The sequence below is a fragment of the Methylopila henanensis genome, assembly GCF_042681025.1.
In the GTDB taxonomy this organism is placed as follows: Bacteria; Pseudomonadota; Alphaproteobacteria; order Rhizobiales; family Methylopilaceae; genus Methylopila; species Methylopila henanensis.
In genome coordinates this window covers 83,069-103,756 of sequence record NZ_JBHUER010000008.1, presented here as the reverse complement: position 1 = coordinate 103,756, position 20,688 = coordinate 83,069, and the positions used below count along the sequence as shown (strand labels likewise).

The window sequence follows — 20,688 nt, the reverse complement described above, 5'->3', positions numbered from 1 at the left end:
TCGATCTGCCGATTAGGGTCGCGAGAACCAAGCCTGACCCCGATAAGACATTCTGGGTGCTCTTGATTGGAAAAGGCTATCCCAGCCCTAACATGACCATGCGTTGGTGCACGGACCGGCTTAAGATTCAGCCGACCAGCGGGTATATCAAAGAGCAGGTTTCTCAATCCGGAGCCGCTATTGTCGTTCTGGGCGTGCGGCGCGACGAAAGCCAGTCTCGACAGCGGTCGATTGACAAATGGCGGAACGGTCGCGGTGGAAATCTTGCTCCGCATGACAGGCTCCCTGGTGCGCTGATTTACCGCCCGATCGTCGACCTCACCATTGAAGACGTCTGGGAAATTCTTGGTACATACCATGCACCTTGGGGCGGAGATCATGCCTCTTTGATCAAGCTCTATCGTGACTCTGAGGGTGGTGAATGCCCCGTCGTTTTGAGCGCAGATGAAGCACCTGGATGCGGCACATCTAATAGCCGCTTCGGATGTTGGACCTGCACGGTTGTCGAAAAGGACAAGAGCCTTCAGGGCTTTGTGGATGCTGGCAAACATCACTTCCAGCCGCTAATCGATTTCCGAGATTGGCTTCGCTCAATTCGCAACAATCCTGAAATGCGCCAGATCGTCAGGAGGAACGGAAAGCTCTCCTTTGACGTAAACGGGAGACATATTCCCGGTCCCTTCACCATTCAGGCCCGACGAGAAATTCTCTCGCGGCTCATAGATGTGCAGGAACGGTTTGGAGATCGCTTAATATCGGATGATGAGCTGAAACTTATCTATCGGCATTGGTCCGAGGAGCTTCAGGCCCAAGGGGGATTGGCCGATGTCTGAATCGATTATCGAGGAAGCGCAACTCAACGATTTGCCTCTATGGGAAGACAAAGAGGCGGCGAAAGTCCTTGATCAGGTAGCGAGGGAGAACAATGTGCCCGTCGACGTGATTGCGGAACTTGTTGGCTTGCAGAGGGCACGCCAACATCAGGAGCGAGCGGCAGGCATCTATCAGCGGATCGAAGAGATTCTGGGCAGAATGGATTGAGGCGGGGCACGAGGGTATGTGGATCTCAAAAATAGAACTCGTGTGCTTCAAGTCCTATCAGCGCCAAGAATTCAATTTCCCCGAGCCAACCAACGGCCGCAACGTTATCTTGATTGGCGGCATGAACGGATATGGCAAGACTTCGATTCTCGAAGCGCTTTATCTGTGTCTCTACGGTAAGGACGCTATGTCACATTTGGCTCGGGCGGGCCTGAAAACGGACGACAGTCGCGGATATCCAACCTTTCTTGAGAAGGCGTTCAACGGCGAGGCCCTCCGCGACGGCCGCGACACTATGATGGTCAAAGTCGTTATCAATCGAACAAAGAGCAAGGCCGTCGAGATTTCCAGGAAGTGGTATTTCCGTTCAAATGGCAACTGGACCGACGAGGAAGCCACGTATCGCGAAATTATCAGAGGTGTGCCACAACTGCCCCGCTCGGATGGACGGAATTCCTTCCATCTCTCAGAGGCGCTTGATGAATTCTTCATTCCTGCTCACGTCGCGCCGTTTTTCTTTTTTGACGGCGAAGAAGTGAAAAAGCTTGCCGATCAGGGGCGAGTTGAACAGGTGAAGCAAGGGCTGGAAGGGTTGCTTGGCGTTGTACTCCTCCGTCAGTTGGCAGACCGTCTGCGCAATTTCGAGCGCTCCAAGCGCGAGACCGTCGCGAACGTTGATGAAGACCGGCTCACGCTGCTGTTCAATCAGCTCACTGAAAATGAAAAAAGCGCCGGAGAACTTAGGCGGAAATCTGACGAGACACGACAGAAGCGCGAACGTCTTGACGGTGAGTTTCAATCCCTATTGGAACGTGTTACCGCGGCTGGCGGCGGCGGCGGCGATACCGCGACATACAAGGACCTGATTGAGGGGCGGGAGCAGCTGCGTGGGCAGCTTCGAGACGCACATAAGCGGCTCGAAGAGATTCTCGCGCAGCGCCTGCCTTTTCACCTCGCGTCGAAAGAACTGGTTGCGAATTTCCAGAACCAGCTCGAAAGGGAGCAGAGATGGTTCCAGTGGGATACCGAAAAGCGTGCGCTTGAGCCACGTCAACTGGAATTCAAATCTGCTTACGAACAACAATCCGCGCCGCCGATTGATCCACCTTTGACAATTGAACAGGTTGAGGCGGTACGCAGCCGCATGAACGCCGCTTGGGCCAGCCTGTTTTATCCGCCCCCCAACGATTGCGCCGACGAGATCATTCACGATTATCTATCGGCATCGGAAAGGGATCGGGTCCTGTCCCTCCTCGCGACTATGTCGCTTGGCTACCAGGATATTCAGGATGTCCTTCGAGCAGAGGCGGACCTAACGGACCGTATCGATGAGCTCGGCCGAAAAATCACGCGTCTCGAAGGAATCGACCGCGACGGTACGTTGGCTCAGCTGACCGCCGAGCTCAAAGCGGTCCAGGATCGGATGACGGCGCTGGATGATGAATGGCGGTCGGACGATCGTCGCCTCGTCGCACTCGATGCGCAGATAGCTTCTCAACGGGCGGAATACGAGCGTGAGCGCAAGAAGCTCGACGAGTCCTCCCCGGCGCGGGCGATCATCGAACGATCCGAACGTGTTCGCAAGGTGATCGATGTTGTCATCCCAGCGCTGTTTCCGCTGAAAGTAAAGGAACTCGCCGCACATATGACTGCGGTGTACAAGCAGCTTGCTCATAAGGACCAAGTGTCAAAGATTGAGATCAAGGATGATGGCACCACGGTCATTGTGGGCAAATCCGGAAAGCCGCTATCTTTCGATCGCTCAGCAGGCGAGAACCAGATTTTCGCTACGGCGCTCATTGCTGGCCTTGCACGAGTATCTGGTGTTAAGGCGCCGCTTGTCGTCGATACGCCTCTCGGTCGCCTCGATAGCAAACACCGCCAGAACATATTGAATTATTGGACGGGTGAGAAAAATCGGCAGGTTATTCTTCTTAGTCAGGACGAGGAAATCGATGCAGCGTTCCTAGAGCGCATCCGAGACAATATATCAAAGACCTATCTTCTCGATCATGCGGATGTGGGTGACGGAATTGGGCGGACCAGGGCTCATGAAGATCAGTATTTCCTTGAGGAGGTGGCATGAGTACCGTGAGCCTTCAGCAGATCATGGCAGCTCGCTTCCGGACTTCCGCTCACGCCGACAGTCAAACCAAGCAACTGATGGAAGTTCTTGGGCTGTCGACGAAAGCTGCGGTCGCGCGACTGGCCATTGGCCGATCGCTGTCGCTCGGCGCGCTTCCGGTGGAGCAGGTCGATGCGAAAGGTCTGGAAATACCCGCATCGTCGATCTTCACTCAGGAGGACGTGGCGATATGGGTCGGATTGATCCTAACACATGCACGCGTGTTCGGCGCGACAGCAATTGATGGGATGGATACCTTTCGCGGGTTTCTCCGACAACATTGGCATAGAGGCGCCAGCCTTCTGTACGACGACTGGAAAAACAGCAACGAGGATTTCGATAGCTTCATCAGCACTTTGGTAAAAAGGCGGGCAGACCTCCCCGATCGACCGGTCGGGTCGGGGGCGGCGCCTCGCGTGAAGGTCGAGGAAACTCCTCCGACCGATCAATCGAACCTGCTCGTTCGAGCTCTTGCCGAGATCGGCGTCAGCGCCGAAGTCAAAGGCGTTCTACATGGCCCGAGGCTGTCCCGATATCGCGTGGCACTGAGAGACGTGAACCAACTGGATAAACTCAAGAGAGGCCTGGAGAGGCTGGCTCTAGCCATGAGCCTTCAACAGCACATGCCGACGCTTAGCGCTGGCGACGAAGCCCGCATCGTCATGATCGATGTCCCCCGACCACGGGCAACATGGAAGTCGGCAGGTAAACAAGACCTGCTGGATGCTCTCAAATCAGTGTCACCGAACGGCGATCAACTCGTTGTCTGCCCTGGGGTGGATGTCATCGGCAAACCACTTCAGTTCGATCTCAAGTCCATGCCGCACTTGCTCGTCGGCGGGGCGACAGGACAGGGGAAGAGCGTCTGTGTTCACGCTCTCCTGGTATCGCTCATTGCAAAGCACTCGCCTGCTTCATTGCGGCTTGCCTTGTTCGATCCGAAGCAGGTTGAATTCAGCGTCTATGCGAATTCGCGTTTTCTTTGGCAGGATAAAATCGCCATCGGTGTTCCCGCTTGCCGAGAAATGATCGATGATCTGGTTGCCGAAATGGATGACCGTTATCGCCGATTGAGCGAGCTCGGCGTGAATAATGTTGGCGAAGCGGCAAAAAAGGGGATGCATGTTCCCTTTATCGTAGCCTGCATTGACGAGTTGGCCGATCTGGTTCTCCAGGACAGGGACATTGAGCAGAAAATTGTCCGCCTCGCCCAACTGGCTCGGGCCGCCGGTATCCATCTCATTCTCGCGACTCAGCGGCCAGACGCAAAGACCTTCAGCGGTTTGCTTCGGAGCAACATTCCGGCACGCATCGCGCTTACCGTACAGAAGGCTTCTGAGTCCCAAATCATTCTCGATGATCCTGGAGCAGAGGAGCTCCTTGGCGCCGGAGATATGATCGTCAAGCTCTCGGGCACAGAGAGTAGCAGAGCTCATGGGTATTTTTTGAGTTTGGCTGATGTTGAAAGCGTGGTGCGAAAGTGAGTCCTGATAACGAGACGATCTATTTGCTCGATATGAAAGGGCTGCGCTGCCCAATCCCCGTCGCCCGCACTCGCAAAGCTGTTAAAAAGCTGCCGGGTGGCTCGAAAGTGCGGGTGGAATGCACTGATCCGCTCGCTGATATCGACATTCCGCACATGGTCAATACTGACGGCCATGATCTGCTTGACAAAGGCATTTCAGATGAAATGCGTTGGTACCTGATAAAGTTGAAAGCATAGTCTGCCACTAAACATTAGGACGAAGTGGCCGCTGGGGGGGGGCAGTACACGTGTCAGAATCGTCATTAACTTCTACGTCCACCAATGGTTTTACCCTGTTGGGCAAGGATATTTGGGGACGCACATGCTCACCTATGAGGCATGTAACGTTCTGGGTTTATCTTTTGCTGGGCGTTGTTCTGTGCAGTGGCCTAGGGGTTTGGTTTGAAGTTATTCGTTACGCTTATGGAACGAACGAAGCCAAACCAGATGCGATCCTCGTGGCACTTTTGACCTTTTTCCCCGCATTGGTCGGATCATCCAGCCTTCAAATGGTGTTTGGGAGCGAAGCCAAGGGATTGCGAGCATTTGCACTGCTGCTTGTCGTCGTTTTCGCCCTCGCGGCGTCCTGGTTAGCGTTCGGACGACCGACAGACTTCTCTGTGGCAATGAGGTGGGCGTTATTTTTTTCAGTGGTCGCTATCTGGATTTGGTGGATTGCGAACGGGGCAGATCCATCGTTTCGAGACACTGTTCCAGTAAACGCGCCAATCGGTGGCGACCCATCTGTTCCTCTTTCCGGCAGCCTTGATGGTTTCAAGCATTGAGGACGAGTTTATGATTACCTTCCCTTACACAACCAAAGCGATCCAGGTTCGGCAGCCTCTTGGCCTGTTTTATGTCGTTGCGCTTCCAGCTGAACTTCTCCTGAACGTAGCGTTCAGCGATACGATGAAAGCTGCGGCCCGTCCTGATCAGAATGGATATGATCTCGATGGCACCCAGCGGGTCTTCCAGCCCAAGCGCCTGTCTCAGATTGGCGGCTATATCGATCGCCAGGACTCTGCGTTCCCCAACTCGATCATCCTGGCCGCAAATTTTAGGACGGATGGTCTCATTGAGGATGAAGAGGAGGCTGCCGAGGACGTGCCGGACGAGCAGCTCTCCGCGCAACCCAGACGCTGGTTCGTTACTGAACATGATGACGGGTGCCTGTCGTTAACCATCCCAACTGGAGAAAAGCTGGCTGCGATTATCGATGGTCAACATAGGCTCTTCGGATTCACGGAAATCGAGCACCAGGATCGCCTTCAGATGGATTTGCTGTGTTCGATCTACCTCGATTTGCCCAAGCCCTATCAAGCGCAGCTGTTCGCTACGATCAATTCCACGCAAAAGCCCGTAGACAAGAGTCTCACCTACGAACTGTTTGGCTACAACATCCTTGAGGAGCCCGCATCGCAATGGTCGCCTGATAAATTGGCGGTTTTCTTCACCCGCAGGCTTGCGATCGATGAAGACTCTCCGCTCAAGGGAAAGATCGTGATCGCTCCTAAAAAGGATACCGTCCTTGCAGAGCTTTCCGCAGGCGCCGGATGGCGCGTATCGACAGCTGTGGTGGTCGAGGGGATCCTTCGGCTTTTCTCAACAAACCCAAAGCGGGACACCCAGTACCTACTCTCACCGAGACAAAAGGAGCGGTCAGCGCTGCACGATGGCGCGAAAGACAGATCGCCGCTCCGCGAACTCTATCTGACGAATAATGACGCACTGATTTTCACAATAGTCCTAAATTTCCTTAAGGCGTGTGATTTTGAGTTTTGGTCCAAGGCGAGTGCTGGTTCTTTCATCTTTAAAACAGTTGGAGTTCAGGCGCTTTTCGACATTCTCCGTAGGAAGCTAGCCGCAGCTGCATATGGGGAGCGCGACGTCAGTATAGAGTTTTTCCGGACCCACTTGCATCCGGCGGCTTCAATCGATTTCGCAGGAGATATTTTTAAGAATGCCTCTGGATCGGGTCGAACAATTATCAGGCGTGCGATCGAAGAGCGGATGGATGATAGTGTCACCTCGGCTTCGACATAACGATGATTATCGTTACCTAGAGCGTTTTCTGACCGGTCTGAATCGGGAGGGATTCCCGTCGGCACGGGATGGGTGAGGCGCTTTTGATGGATTTGCGGTCTCGGTTGCTGGCGGCGATCGATCGTTCATCGAGAAGCTCGAGGATCGCACGTTCAGATGCCGAAACCGTCAGCGGCCAATCCCATTGTCCCCAGGCAAGCGAGCGCAATCCGGCATCTTGGAAAGATCGGTCGTCGCGTATGCCGGCGTGTTGCCGATCAAGGGCAGGGAAGGCAGCGTCCTCAAGGTCCCGCCCGCAGAGTGGCACGCTATTGCGGTAGACGAATTGCTTCTTGAGTGGCAGCGCGGTGAGCTAGTTGGGGGGGGGGTATTTGGGCCGTGAATGGACCTTAGAACCGCCTTGCGAGAGGTAATGGGCATAGCCCTGCAGATCGAGAGCTGTTCGGCCACCAACGGCAAGGCGATGGTCGAGGATCGTCTTGAGCGAGATAACGACCTGCTGCCAGCTCAACTGTCCGCGGGGGCGTCTATAGACCCGGCGTGCTGGCTGTTCGAGCCAGCCTGAGGTGACATATTTGGTGCGCAGGGAAGTGTAACAGTTGCGCGCGGAGAGCCACGCGGAATCGACGAGCAAGCCCTCTGGGAGAGGCGCTCGAGCTGTTTTAGCTTTCCTTCGCTTTGCTCCCTCATGGTGAGCTTTTTGGCTCACATTCAAACCACGAGCTAGTTCGAAAATATCCCAGTTAACGTCGCTTGGGTTAGCAAAAGGTCCCATGTGGCAAACGCATGGTCTTCGCCTTGATACAATCCTCGAATTCTGATGGCTATCTGAATACGCGCGCCGGACCCCTCATGGTTCCCGCTTGCTAGATAATGCCGGTCTTCTCAACCCTCTTCGGGTCAGCACTATTAGGCGAATTGACGCGTGATATGGTCGAACCTCGCAGACCGAATCTCCCGATAATGATGGCAAATCGGGCAATGCGTGGGTATGATGTAGTTCTTGCGAGCACTTTCGTTGTCGGACGCCTAAATTGGAACGGCCGTCGTCACCGACGATAGATGGCGAACTTTTCCACAGGCTGTTCGGCCGAAAAAGCCCAATGTTTTCATAAGAGATAGCTTGGCGGCGGTGTCGCTGACGGTATTTCGCTTTTTGAGAATATTTTTTCGCTTTTCATTTCAATTGGTTAGGCTGTGGGGGCGATAATTGAGTGGGAGTGATTTAGGTCCATCCGGCGGTAGCGGGACTGCGCCGCAGCACGCTGCGCTCAGTATAGCTTTTCGAAGACCCGCTCGGCCATGAAGTCGATGAAGGCGCGAACTTTCGGAACGCGCGCCGACATCGAAGGCCAGACAAGAGAAACGCCGCCGCGATCCTCGGTGTAATCCGCTAGGACGGCCTGAAGACGCCCCGCCACGATGTCGTCCCGCACGAGATAGCTCGGCGCCTGGATGATCCCCAGTCCGCCCAGCGCGGCGGACGCGAGCGCCTCGCCGTCGTTCAAGATGATGACGGGCTTGATCGGTTTCGCCTGGCGTGACGCCTTAAAGGCCCAGACCTCCGGCCGCCCGGTCGTGGGAAAACGATAATGTATGCAGCAATGCTTATGGAGGTCTCCGGGGTCATGGGGAATCCCGTGCTGAGCGAGATAAGCAGGCGAGGCGCAGGTGATGAACGTGTGGGGACCTATCCTTCGCGCGCTCAGCGTTGAATCGTCCAGTTCGCCAAGTCGTAGCACCACGTCGTAGCCGCCCTCGATGATGTCGACCTTGACGTCGTCAAGGCTGATGTCGGTCGTCACGTCAGGGAAGCGGGTCTGAAAATCGCGAAGCGCAGGCATGACGACCTTGCGGCCGATCACCGTAGGCACGCTTATCTTGAGCCGACCGCGCGGCTCTTTCTGGAAAAGATGAAGCTCCTGCTCGGCGTCGTGCAGGTCTTTCAGGATCCGCACGACATAGCGATACAGGACGTCGCCTTCGCCGGTCACGGCGAGCGATCGGGTCGTACGGTTCAGCAAGCGCAGGCCGAGGCGGGCTTCAAGTCGCTCCACCGCCTTGCCTACGGCTGACGCGGATAGCCCCAGCTTTCTTCCTGCGGCCGCGAAACTTCCGGTCTCCACGGCGACTGAAAACGCGACGAGGCCGCTGAGGGACTCGATTGAAAGCATCGCCGACATAATGTCCGGGATGATCCGACGGATATCCCCATTCCGTCAATCGCAGCCAATCTCCAAGATTAGCGCAAGACTGCGCTGACGCGAGACGGGCCAATGGCCCCAGGCCGCGTGGCGAGTCGCGCATATCGAGCGGAGCGTGGCGATTCCTGCGCCGCTGCTCCAAGAAACGCCCGAAAGGAGGAACCTGTGATGTCCACTGCAGCGCGCGCTCTTGACCGGAAGTCGTCGACAACCGAGCCCGCGTCGGCGGCGTCGCCTTTGGCGGCGCTGCGGTCGATCTTGTCGAACCCGACCGATCTTGAGTTCGTCGAGAAATTTACGACCGACGACTTCATCTATGTGTCGCTCAACTACGACAATCCGGAACTGAAGCGGATCATGCCTTGGGCTGGCGCCAACGAAGGCACGAAAGGGCTGGTTCAGACCTTTCTGGACGTCAGCCGCTATTGGACCGTGAAGGACTTCCGGATCCAGGACAGCTTTGAGAATAAAGACGGTGCGGCGATCTTCGGCTTTTTTACTTACACATCGACCATTCTGGGCAAGACGGTGACCTCGCCCTTCGCCGTTCTGGCGCGCGGCGAGAACGGCAAGCTGTCCTACGTGCAGTTCATGGAAGATACGTTTGCGACCGTCCGCAGTTTCAGGGAAAGCGGCGAGTATCTTATCAAAGCAAGGCCAGACGGGCCGGCAACCAGCGTCTGAAAGCAAGGCACAGCAGGTCGAGGTGTCCGTGTGTTTCCAACTCCTTCGGAGGGGTGGCGTCCATGGCCGCTCCTTCGCCGCCGACCTCGTAGGCTCGCTTGAGGTCGAAGCGCGCCTAGGTCGCATGGTGCGCCGCCTCGGCCGGGAGCTCAGGGCTTCGCGGCTGGATCCTCTCGACGGCGCAGGACCATGCCGCCGTGATGCAAGGTGTCGACGTCCACGAAGTCGCCGTCGGCGGTGAAGCCGGTGTCGTCCCAGTACTCGATATGTGTCCCGGTCACTTCGTAACGGCCTTCATAGGCGCGCTCGCGTGCGCCGCGCGCCTCGACATAGCGGCCGTTGGGCAGGAGTTCGTGGCGGATACGACCGTCGTCCGTCACCCACATGCCGGCATAGGGATGGTCGGTTCGCATGGCTGGCTCCTCGGCGTGCGCGGACTGGGTCAAGAGGGCGGCGGTCGTCAGGACCGCAAACGCATGGCGCATGATCGCGCTCCTAGGCATCGGGTGTGGCTGTCGGCTGCGAGGCCGAACTGTGGGTCTGCAGGGGTTTTGAGGCGGCTGCCCCGCGTGGGGCGGGGCGCGCGGCTGGCCGTGGCGGCCTCACGCGACCTCCTGCTATTGCGCGCGCGGCTCGTTGTTCTCGACGACCTGCTGGTAGGCGACGAGATCCAGGAACGCCTCGGCCTCGATGACCAAGCCGTCCTTCATCCGGAACACCCAGAGGAATTGGTTGCGGTAGGGCGCCCCCGAGGTCGTCGTCGCCGAACCGTCGAAGCGGATGAGGACCGTGTCGCCGACGGCGTAGATGCCGCGCACCTCCGGCACGACCGGGGTCGCGAGACGGCTCGTCAGGGGGCGCGACGCCCGTTCGACGAAGTCGCTTTGGCTGCGGTACGTGCCTGCGACCGGGCCGGAGCCGTGGATCGTCCAGACGACGTCGGGGGCGAGAAGCGCGGCGAAGACGTAGGTTCCGCCGCGCCATTTCTCGAAGGCGTCGCGGACGATGGCCTTGTTCCGCGTTTCGATGGCGGTGTCGTGGGTCTCCGCGCTCGCGTCTGACGCCGTGATCTCGGCATGCGCCGCCCCGATGACGGCGAGGAACGCAGTGGCGATGAGCAGCCTGTGGCCCGCGCCTGCGACGCGGGAGCGCAATGAAAAGACAGTCATGGGATCGTTCCTTTCGGAAACCGACAGGGCTTGTCTTGCTACGATCGATCAGAAGCCGAAGAGTTGACGGGACTCGTCGGGCGTGATGCGGCGTGTGCTGTTATGCTCGCGCACGATCTTCCAGGCGTCGCCCGTGCACCGCCACACCAGAGTCGAGCGTGCGCGGATCGAGACGATCGGCTGGCCTTCGGCGGGCTCGAGCCGCGCCGCGAACTCCAGCGTCGACGTCGCCAGAGCGCCGCTGACGATCGTCTCCGGACCGTCCAGGACGAGGTGGTGGGCGCGGCGCAGCGCCTGGAACGATTTCTCCCACAGCGCGCGGTACCCTTCGGCCGAGCGCGCGATGCGGTGGTCGGGAGCCATGTCGTCATAGAGCACGACGTCTTTGGCCTCCCAGTCGTAGTATTTCCCAAGCTTCTCGCGGAAATCCCAGGACTGGCCGGCGACCGGCTTGTCCCACCCGACGAGGATCCACTCCTTGTGCAGCTCCGGAGCCGAGCTCGCGCCCGAGACGGCGCACTGGGCGACGGGCGCCGATTGCGCCTGCGCCGCGACGGGGGATGCGAGCGCCAGTGTTCCGGCGGCGATGAGCGACAGGCGGATACGCATCTCGTTCTCCTTCGACGTCAGGCGGGACGACCCACGACGCTCCGCGGCTGAACCGAGGGACTTCCGCGAAGCGAGCGGGGGCGTCGTTGAACGAGAACTAGAGATGGCCGACGGAGCGGACAATTTGCCCAATCGTGACTAAGCCGGTAACCTCACCTTACCAATGGCTGTCGATCTCGCCGGACTCTCCGTCTTCCTGGCCGTCGCGGAGACGCGGAGCTTCCGCGCGGCCGCCGAGCGTCTCGGCGTGACGCGGCCGGCTGTCAGCCAGACCCTTCGTCGGCTCGAGGACCGCCTCGGCGTCGCGCTGGTCCAGCGGACGACGCGCAGCGTCAGCCTGACCGAGGCCGGCGAGCGGCTGTTCCAGCGCGTCGCGCCGGCGATCGCCGAGGTCGGCGTCGCCCTGGACGCCGCAGCGGATCGCGACAGCGCGCCAAGCGGCCTCCTGCGGCTGGCCGTGTCCTCGATCGCGGAGCGGTTCATCTCGGGGCCGCTGCTGGCCGGCTTCGCGGAGGCCTATCCGGCGGTGCAGATCGACGTGACCGTCACAGATGAGGAGTTCGACATCGTCGCGGAGGGTTACGACGCCGGGGTGCGGCTCGGCGAGGTGATCGACCAGGACATGATCGCCATCCCGGTGTCGGGCGAGCAGCGCCAGACGGTGGTCGCAGCGCCGGCCTATATCGAGCGCTTCGGCGCGCCGTCGCATCCGTCCGAGCTGGCGCGGCACCGCTGCATCGGCTGGCGTCCGGCGCCTGAGACGGCGCCGTACCGCTGGGAGTTCGGCGAGGACGGGCGCGAGTACGACGTCGCCGTCAATCCTGAGATCACCACCAACGACATGTGGCTGATGATCCGCACGGCCTGCGCCGGGGGAGGGATCACCTTCGGCATGGAGGAGACCTTCAGGCCCTACGTCGCCTCCGGCCAGTTGGTCCCGCTCCTCGAAGACTATTGCCCGCCCTTCGCAGGCTTCTTCCTATATTTCCCCAACCGCCGGAATCTCGCCCCGAAGCTTCGGGCCTTGGTCGACCATGTGAAGCGGTCGCGATAGCGATCCGCGCCGAGTTCGGCGGAGGCGCCACAGGCCTCTGCATGGGGCTCGCGGTGACGATCAGCGCCTCTACGGCGCCCGACGGGACGCGTGCAGCGCCTCCACCAGCGCCGCGGCGGCGGGCGAGCTTTCGCCGGCGCGGCGCAGCACGCCGATTTCGCGGCGGATCGTGTCGGGGCCGAGCGCCACCGCGCGGACGCCCGGCGGCAGCGGCAGCAGCGATTCCGACAGCGGCGCGATGGCGACGCCGAGCCCCAGCGCGACCATCGCCAGCATGGCGTCGAGTTCGTCGATCTCGAGCCAGTCCCGCGGCCGCGCCGACGCGTTCCGGAGCAGCCGCTCCACCTGCCGGCCGCCGAACGACGCGCGGTCGTAGCGGATGAACGAATGCGCCGGCAGGATCGCGCGCCAGTCGTCGCCGTCGACGTCCGCTGGAACGATCAGGGCGTAGTCCTCGTGCACGAGCGGCAGCCATTCGAGATCGCGCGGCGGATCGAAGGAGGGGCGGATCAGGATCGCAAAGTCGATCTCGCCCGCGTCGACGCGGTCCATCAGCCGCAGGGAGACGTCCGGCCCCACATGGATATGGCAGCGCGGGAAGCGGAGGCGGAACGGGACGAGCGCGCGCGCGAGCAGGGTCCCCTGAACCGAGGCGATGGCGCCGACCCGCAGCGCGCCTTCCCAGGCGTCGTCCCGCTCGGGCTCGCCCAGCGCCTCGAACGAGGCGATCAGCGCCTCCGCCCGCCTGACCGTGCGCAGGCCCGCCTCGTTGAGTCTGGCCGATCGGCCGGTGCGCTCGAACAGCGGGAAGCCGAGAGCCTCCTCCAGCCGTCGCATGTGGCCGCTGACCGCGGCCTGGGTCAGCCCGACCCGGTCGCCAGCGGCGGCGAACGTGCCGTGGCGCGCGACCGCCAGCAATGTGCGAAGCTCGGGGATCATGCCGATTGATAACGTTTCGTGTGGCTTAGATAAAGAAAGAAGCGTTTTTCGTCATGAGTCCGACCGTGTAGAAGCGTTCGCGTCCGCAACGGAGAACCCAGGCCATGCCCGCGCTGCACCCCTTCCACCTCGCCTTCCCCGTCGACGACCTTGCGGCCGCCCGCTCCTTCTACGGCGGCCTGCTGGGGTGCCCGGAGGGCCGCAGCTCGCCGGACTGGATCGATTTCGACTTCTACGGCCACCAGATCGTGGCGCATCTCGCGCCGGACGAGACCGGCGTCGCCGCGACCAACGCCGTCGACGGCCACGGCGTGCCGGTCCGGCATTTCGGCGTCGTCCTGCCGATGGACCAGTGGCGGGAGGCTGCGGACCGGCTGACCAAGGCCGGGGTCGAGTTCGTGATCGCGCCCTACATCCGCTTCAAGGGCGAGCCGGGCGAGCAGGCCACCATGTTCTTCCGGGATCCGAGCGGCAACGCCATCGAGATGAAGGCGTTCGCCGACATCGGAAACCTGTTCGCGAAGTAACGGGGAGGGGCCCGCATGGCGCTCTGCCGCGTCGCCATCGCCGGCTTCGGGGCCGTGGGGCGGGCGACGGCCGGGCTTCTGCTCGACCGGCGGGCTCGCTACCGCGACGTCCACGGCGTCGAGGTCCGGCTGGTCGCCGTCTGCGCGTCGCGGGCGGGGCGGGTCGATCCGGCCGGTCTGGAGGCGGAGCGCTTTGGCGATCTGGAGCCGGGCCTGTCGGGCCCGGACGTGATCGAGGCGAGCGGCGCCGACGTGCTGATCGAGGCCGGCCCGAGCGACCATCGCATGGGCGGGCCGGGCCTCGCCTATCTGGAGCGGGCCCTGTCGGGCGGGCGCGACGCCATCGTCATCTCCAAGGGCGCGCTGGTCCGCGACGGCGCCCGCCTGCGCGGCTTCGCTCGCCGCTCCGGCGCGACGATCAAGGTCAGCGGCGCGGCCGGCGCCGCGCTGCCGACGATCGACCTGCTCGACCACAACCTTCTGGGCTGCGAGGTCCTGGGCGTCGAAGGCGTGCTGAACGCCACCACCAACTATCTGCTCGACGCCATGATGGCGCGCGGCGTCGGCTTCGGGGCGGCGCTGCGCGAGGCGCAGGCCGGCGGTTTCGCCGAAAGCGATCCGCGTGACGACGTCGAGGGTTGGGACACGGCCCGCAAGCTGGTGATCCTCGCCGGCTTCGGCCTCGGCGCGGAGCTGGCGATCGGCGATCTCGAGGTCCGCGGCATCCAGACCGTCACGGAGGAGCAGATCGCCGGCTGGCGGGACGGCGGCCTCGTTCCGAAGCTCGTGGGCCGTCTCTGGCGCGATGAGGCGGGCGCGTTCCGGGGCGGCGTCGGCGTTGAAGCCTATCCGCTGACGGATCCGCTCGCTCGCCTGCCCGGCAAGACCAAGGCGATCCGGGTCAAGACGGACGGCATGGGCGAGATCGTGGCGATCGGCTGCGGGGCCGAGCCGCTCGCCACGGCGTCTGCGGCGCTGAAGGATTTCGAGCACATCCTCGCGTCGAGGGCCGGCCGGCCCCGCCTCGTCTGAGGAGCCGGCGCAAATGTCGCGCCGTCTCGTCCGGGCCATACGCCACGCGCATTTCGATCCGCCCGCGCCGGATATCCGGGTCGCGCCCGCCTAGGCCGGATCAGCGCACGGCCGCTCGCCGCCACAGTTCCGTCGCAATAAGGCGGCCTACAGGAACGTCTCGTCGGCGCAGTGCGGTGGCCGGCGGCGACGGAACGTGCAGGGCATATGCGAATTCTTGCGAAGGCCGAGATCGTGCGGCCGGTCGGCAAAGGTTACAAGGCTGGCGTCTACGCCCTCTCCGACGGGCGCGTCGTGAAGCTGTTCCTGTCGCGGGCGTCCAGCCTGTCGGACGCCACGACCGAGTTCGAAATCACGCGGCACGCCTGGGCGGCCGGGGTGCGCACATGGCGCGTCGACGAGATCGTCGCCTACCGCGACCGTTATGGCATCGTCGGCGAACGCATCGACGGCGTGACCTTCGAGACCGCGCTCCGCACCGGGCGCATCAGCCTCGCGCGGGCGCTGAGGGAGCTGCTGTCCCTGCATATCCAGCTCCGCCGCGTGCCGTCGCCGCCGCCGTCCCTGATGGCGGCGCGTTCGGGCGGGCGCGCCGAAGCGGCGCTGGCCAGCATCGCGGGCGATCCCTCCGCCTTCGCCGGCGAGGGGCTGTGCCATGGCGACCTCGCGCCGAGCAACATCATGCTGGATGCGGACGGACATGCGGTGGTCGTCGACTGGAGCGCGGCCTTCGTCGGGCCGACGGTCGCCGACGTGGTGGTGGCGAACGGCAAATGGCGCAGGGCGCTCGGCCGCAAGCGGCAGCGCCTCCGCCACCGCATCGCGGCCCCCGTCGTCGCCTTCGCGCACCGGGTGCTGGTCGCGCGGCAAATGGGCTGGCCGCCGCTGAAGATCAGCCTGCCGCTGCGGCCCCTGTCCTAGTCGGCGGCGGGCGCCGGCCACGACACTTTCGCCTCCAGCCCGCCGAGTTCGGAGACGCCGAGCGTCAGCCGAGCGCCGGCGGCCTCTGCGAGGTCGCGGGCGATGGCGAGGCCGAAACCGGTTCCGGGCGTCGTCTCGTCCCAGCGTACGCCGCGCCCGATCCGCGCCCGTTCGTCCGCCGGCATGCCGGGTCCGTCGTCCGCGACCGTGATCGCGCCGGTATCCCGGTTTCCATGCGCCGACACCACGATGGAGCGCCGGCCCCATTTGCGCGCGTTGTCCATGAGCGCGCCGAGGATCTCGAACAGCTCGCCTTCCGACGCCGGGAAGACCACCGTGTCCGGCGTCTCGATCCGCCAGTCGAGCCGCTCCGAGCCGGGCAGGCGATCGAGCGCGGCGGCGATCTGGCGGATCGAGACGCCGGACACGGCGCCCCGACGTTCGAGCCCCGCGGCGGTGGCGCGGGCGCGGGCGAGGGCGCGGGTCACCTGCGCCGACATCGCTTCCGCCTGACGCTCGATCTCGGCGGCCTCGGCCGGCGCTTGTAGCGCGATCCGGCGGCCGAGCGCCGAAAGCACCGCGAGCGGCGTCTTCAGGCCGTGCGCCATGTCGGCCGCCTGCGTCTCGGCGCGCTTCAGCGCCCGCGCGCGCTGGTCCAGCAGCGCGTTGAGGTCGTCGACCAGCGGCTGCACCTCGTCGGCGTAGCGGCCGGGCAGCGTCGTTGTCCGACCCTCGCGCAGGCCGCCGAGATCGTCCCGCAGCGCGCGGAACGGCAGCAGCGCGCGATGGACGAACAGCGCCATGGCGAGCGACAGCGCCACGGCGAGCGCGGCGAGCGTCGGCGCCAGCAGGCGCATCACCTCCGTCCGGCTCGCAGCGAGCTGACGCCGGTCCAGTCCGACAAGGATCGTGACCTGGGGACGGGGCTCCGACACCTGCACCGCGCGCGCCACCGCGAGCAGCGTTCCGCCGTCCGGCCCGGCGATGTCAAGCGTCTGCGGTTCGGCGCCGTCGCCGCCCGGACGGGGCTCGGCGTCGAGCGCCTTGTCCCATAGCGACCGCGAGCGCAGGCGCTGTCCGTCGGCGGCGTCGACCTGCCAGTAGAGCCCGCCATAGGGCGCGGCGTAGCGTGGATCGGCCGGACGCTGCTCCAGGGTCATCGCGCCGTCGGCGCCGAAGGCGACCTGTCCGGCCAGAAAGCGCGCGGTCTGGTCCAGTTCGTCGGCGGTGCGCCGGTCGAGCGCGGCGTCGAAGATCAGGAACAGGCCTGCCCCGCCGAGCACCAGCGCGAGCGCGATCAGTCCGGCCGCCGCTAGGCTGAGCCTGAGCCGCAGCGACCGTCCGGTCACCGGTCGTCCGCCGGGATGAGGTAGCCGTGGCCCCGGCGGGTTTCGATCAGGGGCGCGCCGAGCTTGCGGCGCAGCCGGGTCATCAGCGCCTCGACGGCGTTGGTCTCGCGTTCGGCGCCGCTGTCGTAGACGTGCTCGATCAGCTCGCCGGCGGAGACCACGACGCCGCGCCGGCGCATGAGGTGGACGAGCGCGCGGAATTCGAGCGGCGTGAGCGCGAGCGCGCGTCCCGCGAGGCTGGCCTGGCGTCCGCGGGGATCGAGCTCGAGCTCGCCGGCGCGCATCACCGGCGACGCCTCGCCGACCGCGCGCCGCAGCACGGCGTGGAGCCGCGCCACCAGCTCCTCCATGCGGAAAGGCTTGGCGAGGTAGTCGTCGGCGCCGGCGTTGATGCCCTCGACCCGCTCGCGCCAGCCGTCGCGCGCCGTCAGGATCAGCACCGGCAGCCGGCTGCCGCCCTCCCGCAGGCGCTTGAGCACGCTAAGACCGTCGAGCCGCGGCAGGCCGAGGTCGAGCACCATGGCGTCGTAGGGCTCGACGTCGGCCTGGAACCACGCCGTCTCGCCGTCGCGGGCGAGGTCCACGACGAAGCCCGCCTGGGCGAGCCCGTCGCGCAGGTCGGCCGCGATCTGCGGTTCGTCTTCGACCACGAGCAGGCGCACGGCTCAGTCGACCTCCAGCACCCGCAGCGACCGCGCGTCGATCTCCACCTCGCGGCGCGCGCCCGAGGGCGTCAGGATCTTGATCTCGTAGACCCAGAGGCCGTCGTCGCGGTCGAGCTCGATCTTGACGACATCGCCGGGGACGCGGGCGCGGGCGGCCGCCAGCACCTCCTCCAGCGGGCGGATCTCGCCCCGCTCAAGCGCGCGGCGCGCCTCGTCCTGATCGTCGTCGCCGAGGGCGGGCAGGGCGGCGCCAAGCGCGAGCGCGGCGGCGGCGAGGATGGCGAGCGGGCGGATCATGGCCGCGCAGCCTAGAACGGCCTCGCTGACGAAACGCTGACGACGCCCGTCAGGATGGCGTGGGCGGAAGCTGCGAGAACCGGCGTCATCGATCACGCCACAGGAGAAAGCCATGTCCATCGCTTCGAAGCTCGTCCTCGCCGCCGCTCTCGCCGTCGCGCCGATCGGCGCCGCCTTCGCCGACACGCCGGGCGCCGACTGGATCAGCATGGAGCAGGTCACGCAGAAGCTGAAGGCCGCTGGCTATTCCAGCGTCGCCGAACTCGAGGCCGACGACGGCCGCTGGGAAGGCAAGGGCGTCAAGGACGGCCGAATGATGGAGTTCGACGTCGATCCGAGGACCGGCGCGATCTCGAACGAGCGCCTGGACGACTGAACGCCCGCCGCCTCATGGGCGGACGGCGGCCCCCTTGGCCGCCGTCCGCCCGGCCGCTAAGAACCCGCCGGGCCGCATCGGCGGCGCTGACACCCGAGGGCGCATGCGCGGAAGCCGCGAACGGCAGGCCGAAGGCGAAGAGCCCGTCCTCGACACGTCGGCGTTCGGTCTGATCAACGAGACCTACAGGCTGGGTCTGCGCCCCGGGCGCGGGATCGGCGTCGTGATCAACCTGTCGTCGCGGCGCAGCCTCACGCTGGGGAGCGTGCCGTTCCCCTGCCCGGTGGTGGACGTCGCCGACCAGCGGGTGAGCTACTACACCACCTTCGTCGACAGCCTGATCGAGGGGCTGCGCGGCTTCGTGGCCGCGAACGGCTTCCAGGCCGTCTGCGCCATCGGCAGCAGCAAGTCGGGCTTCGGCGCGCTGCTCGTCTCCCGCGAACTCGCGCGCGCCCTTCCGCAGGTTCAGGTCTCCGCGCTCGCCTTCGGCGCGCAGACGCGGCTGTGGCCGCCGAACGAGGCGATCCGGTTCAAGAGCTACCACAACCTTCTGGAGCGCGCCGGCCGGCGCCGGCGGATCTTGCGCGACCTGCAGCGCTTCGGCGACGTCCGGGCGCCGGCCGATCTGCCCAATCTCCGCTGGAGCGTGTTCTATGGCGACCGCCATCCGGTCGACGCTGGGGAGGCGCTCGCGCTCGCCGGGAGGAGCGTCGCGCTGAAGCCGCTGCCGACGCGGCTGCATGCCACGATCCTGCCGTTCCTGTGCGCGGGCGCCGGGCGCGCCGGTGTCGAGGGCGTTGTCGCCGCCTATCACGGCCGCGCCGCCTCCGACGAAGACCTCAAGGCGAGCCTGCCGTCCGACAAGGAGGCCGACATGGTCGAGGAGATCCTGGCGCTCGGGCCGCAGCCCGGGCTCGCCGACCTGATCCGCGACCAGCCCGGTTTCGCCTGAACCTCAGGCCGCGGCGGCGGCCTTGTCGGCGAGCAGGGCGAGGATGACGTCCGTCTGGGACAGGAGGCCGACCAGCCGCCCCTCGCCGTCGACGACGGGCAGGTGGTGCAGGCCGTTGTCGGAGAGCAGCGGGACCACGTCCGCGATCGGGGTCTCCGGGCGGACCGAGCGGACCTGCGTGGTCATGATGTCCTCGATCCGGGAGGAGGGCGCGCGCAGCCGCGTCAGCGTCAGCGCGATCCGCCGCTTGAGGCCGACATGCGGGCCAAGGCCGCTCCATGTGGCCTTCTCGAGAAAGTCGGTCTGAGTCACCACGCCGATCACGCGGGCGGACTCGTCGGTGACCGGCAGCGCCTTCAGCCGGCGCTCGCGCGCGAGCTTCAGCGCTTCTCGGATCGACATGCCGGGCGACACGGCGACGACGTTTCGCGCCATCACGTCGGCGCAGACGGTCTGGGTGGCGCGGCGTCCGAAGGCGTGGAGCTGCGCGCTGCGCAGCACCGCCTCAAGGTCGGCCCGCCCGACGTCGAGCGGATAGCCGAGGCCGGCGAGCGCGGCGTCGAGATCGTCGGGGGTGATCCCGATCCGCGCCGAGGGCGCCGGCTCGTCCGCGCCGCGCTGCGGCTGGGGCTCAGCCGGCCGGCTCGGATAGGTTCGCCCCGCAAGCGGGTTGAACGCCAGGGCCGAAGCGAGCAGCAGCGCGGAATTCGCCGCCACCGGCCAGAGCACGAAGCCGAAGCCGAGGTCGTGGATCTGGGCTCCGCCGAGCACCGCGGTGAGGGCGACCGCGCCGCTCGGCGGGTGGACGCAGCGGAGCGTGATCATGGCCGCGATGGCGAGCCCGATGGCGACCGCGGCCGCGAGCGGCGGAGACCCGATCGCCTGCGCGGCCGCCACGCCCATGATCGCCGAGACCAGATTGCCGCCCATGATCGACCAAGGCTGCGCCAGCGGGCTGGCCGGCACCGCGAACAGCAGCACGGCCGACGCGCCGACCGGCGCGATCATCGCCGGCAGCGCGGCGCCCGCGCCGACCGCGGCGGTCGACACGAGGCCGGTCGCGCCGACGCCGAGGAAGGCGCCGAGCACCGACACGGCGCGCTCGCGCGGGGTGAAGCGGGGCATGTCGGGGAGGAAACGGCGCAGCAGGGGATGCATGAATGCGTCTTCTCGGGT

The 20,688-nt window shown here is 64.2% G+C and carries 24 protein-coding genes; 14 read left to right on the top strand and 10 right to left on the bottom strand.

The features are described from left to right. The 7 genes from ACFSCV_RS10975 to ACFSCV_RS10945 form a co-directional block, all read left to right on the top strand. A partial coding sequence (locus ACFSCV_RS10975; RefSeq protein WP_378799634.1) for an adenine nucleotide alpha hydrolase family protein occupies positions 1-833 on the top strand: 833 nt, incomplete at its 5' end. Next, entirely contained in the window at positions 826-1,041 is a 216-nt protein-coding gene (locus ACFSCV_RS10970) for a DNA modification system-associated small protein (protein ID WP_378799633.1), read from the top strand. The genes ACFSCV_RS10975 and ACFSCV_RS10970, both read left to right, overlap by 8 nt. Positions 1,042-1,057: 16 nt before the next feature. After that, positions 1,058-3,127, top strand: coding sequence for a DNA sulfur modification protein DndD (gene dndD, locus ACFSCV_RS10965; RefSeq protein ID WP_378799632.1), 2,070 nt, complete (start codon positions 1,058-1,060; stop codon positions 3,125-3,127). Beyond that, the gene (locus ACFSCV_RS10960; protein ID WP_378799631.1) at positions 3,124-4,650 is read left to right on the top strand and encodes an FtsK/SpoIIIE domain-containing protein; all 1,527 of its coding nucleotides are present in this window, start codon (positions 3,124-3,126) and stop codon (positions 4,648-4,650) included. Before dndD ends, ACFSCV_RS10960 begins: the two co-directional genes overlap by 4 nt. Then, on the top strand, positions 4,647-4,889 hold the full coding sequence (locus tag ACFSCV_RS10955; RefSeq protein ID WP_378799630.1) for a sulfurtransferase TusA family protein: 243 nt from the start codon (positions 4,647-4,649) through the stop codon (positions 4,887-4,889). Before ACFSCV_RS10960 ends, ACFSCV_RS10955 begins: the two co-directional genes overlap by 4 nt. Positions 4,890-4,939: 50 nt before the next feature. Next, positions 4,940-5,476 carry a hypothetical protein gene (locus ACFSCV_RS10950; RefSeq protein ID WP_378799629.1) on the top strand — a complete coding sequence of 179 codons (537 nt, stop codon included), beginning with the start codon at positions 4,940-4,942 and terminating at the stop codon, positions 5,474-5,476. Then, entirely contained in the window at positions 5,424-6,734 is a 1,311-nt protein-coding gene (locus ACFSCV_RS10945; protein WP_378799628.1) for a DNA phosphorothioation-associated DGQHR protein 1, read from the top strand. Before ACFSCV_RS10950 ends, ACFSCV_RS10945 begins: the two co-directional genes overlap by 53 nt. 352 nt (positions 6,735-7,086) lie before the next feature. Here ACFSCV_RS10945 and ACFSCV_RS10940 read toward each other — a convergent pair whose 3' ends face one another. Both ACFSCV_RS10940 and ACFSCV_RS10935 read right to left on the bottom strand, forming a co-directional pair. Then, the gene (locus ACFSCV_RS10940; protein WP_378799627.1) at positions 7,087-7,509 is read right to left on the bottom strand and encodes an AbiEi antitoxin N-terminal domain-containing protein; all 423 of its coding nucleotides are present in this window, start codon (positions 7,507-7,509) and stop codon (positions 7,087-7,089) included. A gap of 496 nt (positions 7,510-8,005) precedes the next feature. Further along, positions 8,006-8,917 (bottom strand): LysR family transcriptional regulator, encoded by a 912-nt coding sequence (locus tag ACFSCV_RS10935; RefSeq protein ID WP_378799626.1) that lies wholly within the window; start codon positions 8,915-8,917, stop codon positions 8,006-8,008. A 189-nt stretch (positions 8,918-9,106) separates the two neighbouring features. Between ACFSCV_RS10935 and ACFSCV_RS10930 the strand changes: the two genes are divergently transcribed. After that, positions 9,107-9,622, top strand: a complete 516-nt coding sequence (locus ACFSCV_RS10930; RefSeq protein ID WP_378799625.1) for a nuclear transport factor 2-like protein — start codon at positions 9,107-9,109, stop codon at positions 9,620-9,622. Between the two features lie 149 nt (positions 9,623-9,771). On the opposite strand, the gene ACFSCV_RS10925 is transcribed toward ACFSCV_RS10930, so the two are convergent. The 3 genes from ACFSCV_RS10925 to ACFSCV_RS10915 form a co-directional block, all read right to left on the bottom strand. After that, positions 9,772-10,107 (bottom strand): Atu4866 domain-containing protein, encoded by a 336-nt coding sequence (locus ACFSCV_RS10925; protein WP_378799624.1) that lies wholly within the window; start codon positions 10,105-10,107, stop codon positions 9,772-9,774. A 132-nt stretch (positions 10,108-10,239) separates the two neighbouring features. Continuing rightward, on the bottom strand, positions 10,240-10,791 hold the full coding sequence (locus tag ACFSCV_RS10920; protein WP_378799623.1) for a nuclear transport factor 2 family protein: 552 nt from the start codon (positions 10,789-10,791) through the stop codon (positions 10,240-10,242). A 48-nt stretch (positions 10,792-10,839) separates the two neighbouring features. Further along, complete coding sequence (locus tag ACFSCV_RS10915; RefSeq protein WP_378799622.1) at positions 10,840-11,400, bottom strand: YybH family protein; 561 nt, start codon at positions 11,398-11,400, stop codon at positions 10,840-10,842. A gap of 163 nt (positions 11,401-11,563) precedes the next feature. Between ACFSCV_RS10915 and ACFSCV_RS10910 the strand changes: the two genes are divergently transcribed. Further along, positions 11,564-12,454, top strand: a complete 891-nt coding sequence (locus ACFSCV_RS10910) for a LysR family transcriptional regulator (RefSeq protein ID WP_378799621.1) — start codon at positions 11,564-11,566, stop codon at positions 12,452-12,454. A gap of 69 nt (positions 12,455-12,523) precedes the next feature. Here ACFSCV_RS10910 and ACFSCV_RS10905 read toward each other — a convergent pair whose 3' ends face one another. After that, a complete protein-coding gene (locus ACFSCV_RS10905; RefSeq protein WP_378799620.1) occupies positions 12,524-13,393 on the bottom strand; it encodes a LysR family transcriptional regulator in 870 nt (289 codons plus the stop codon). Positions 13,394-13,497: 104 nt separating this feature from the next. Between ACFSCV_RS10905 and ACFSCV_RS10900 the strand changes: the two genes are divergently transcribed. From ACFSCV_RS10900 to ACFSCV_RS10890, 3 genes are all read left to right on the top strand, one after another. Next, positions 13,498-13,920, top strand: coding sequence for a VOC family protein (locus tag ACFSCV_RS10900; RefSeq protein WP_378799619.1), 423 nt, complete (start codon positions 13,498-13,500; stop codon positions 13,918-13,920). Between the two features lie 15 nt (positions 13,921-13,935). Continuing rightward, positions 13,936-14,952, top strand: a complete 1,017-nt coding sequence (locus ACFSCV_RS10895; RefSeq protein ID WP_378799618.1) for a homoserine dehydrogenase — start codon at positions 13,936-13,938, stop codon at positions 14,950-14,952. Between the two features lie 207 nt (positions 14,953-15,159). Next, positions 15,160-15,873, top strand: a complete 714-nt coding sequence (locus ACFSCV_RS10890; RefSeq protein WP_378799617.1) for a phosphotransferase family protein — start codon at positions 15,160-15,162, stop codon at positions 15,871-15,873. On the opposite strand, the gene ACFSCV_RS10885 is transcribed toward ACFSCV_RS10890, so the two are convergent. From ACFSCV_RS10885 to ACFSCV_RS10875, 3 genes are read right to left on the bottom strand one after another with little or no spacing between them, the layout of a single operon-like run. Then, positions 15,870-17,222, bottom strand: a complete 1,353-nt coding sequence (locus ACFSCV_RS10885) for a sensor histidine kinase (RefSeq protein WP_378799616.1) — start codon at positions 17,220-17,222, stop codon at positions 15,870-15,872. The genes ACFSCV_RS10890 and ACFSCV_RS10885 overlap by 4 nt on opposite strands. Beyond that, entirely contained in the window at positions 17,219-17,884 is a 666-nt protein-coding gene (locus ACFSCV_RS10880) for a response regulator transcription factor (RefSeq protein ID WP_378799615.1), read from the bottom strand. Before ACFSCV_RS10880 ends, ACFSCV_RS10885 begins: the two co-directional genes overlap by 4 nt. A 3-nt stretch (positions 17,885-17,887) precedes the next feature. After that, the gene (locus tag ACFSCV_RS10875; protein WP_378799614.1) at positions 17,888-18,184 is read right to left on the bottom strand and encodes a PepSY domain-containing protein; all 297 of its coding nucleotides are present in this window, start codon (positions 18,182-18,184) and stop codon (positions 17,888-17,890) included. 112 nt (positions 18,185-18,296) lie between these two features. Between ACFSCV_RS10875 and ACFSCV_RS10870 the strand changes: the two genes are divergently transcribed. Both ACFSCV_RS10870 and ACFSCV_RS10865 read left to right on the top strand, forming a co-directional pair. Next, positions 18,297-18,560: a PepSY domain-containing protein gene (locus tag ACFSCV_RS10870; protein ID WP_378799613.1), complete on the top strand. Its 264-nt coding sequence runs from the start codon at positions 18,297-18,299 to the stop codon at positions 18,558-18,560. 103 nt (positions 18,561-18,663) lie between these two features. Next, positions 18,664-19,512 (top strand): hypothetical protein, encoded by an 849-nt coding sequence (locus ACFSCV_RS10865; RefSeq protein WP_378799612.1) that lies wholly within the window; start codon positions 18,664-18,666, stop codon positions 19,510-19,512. 3 nt (positions 19,513-19,515) lie between these two features. On the opposite strand, the gene ACFSCV_RS10860 is transcribed toward ACFSCV_RS10865, so the two are convergent. Beyond that, complete coding sequence (locus ACFSCV_RS10860) at positions 19,516-20,670, bottom strand: HPP family protein (protein ID WP_378799611.1); 1,155 nt, start codon at positions 20,668-20,670, stop codon at positions 19,516-19,518. Positions 20,671-20,688: the final 18 nt, after the last annotated feature.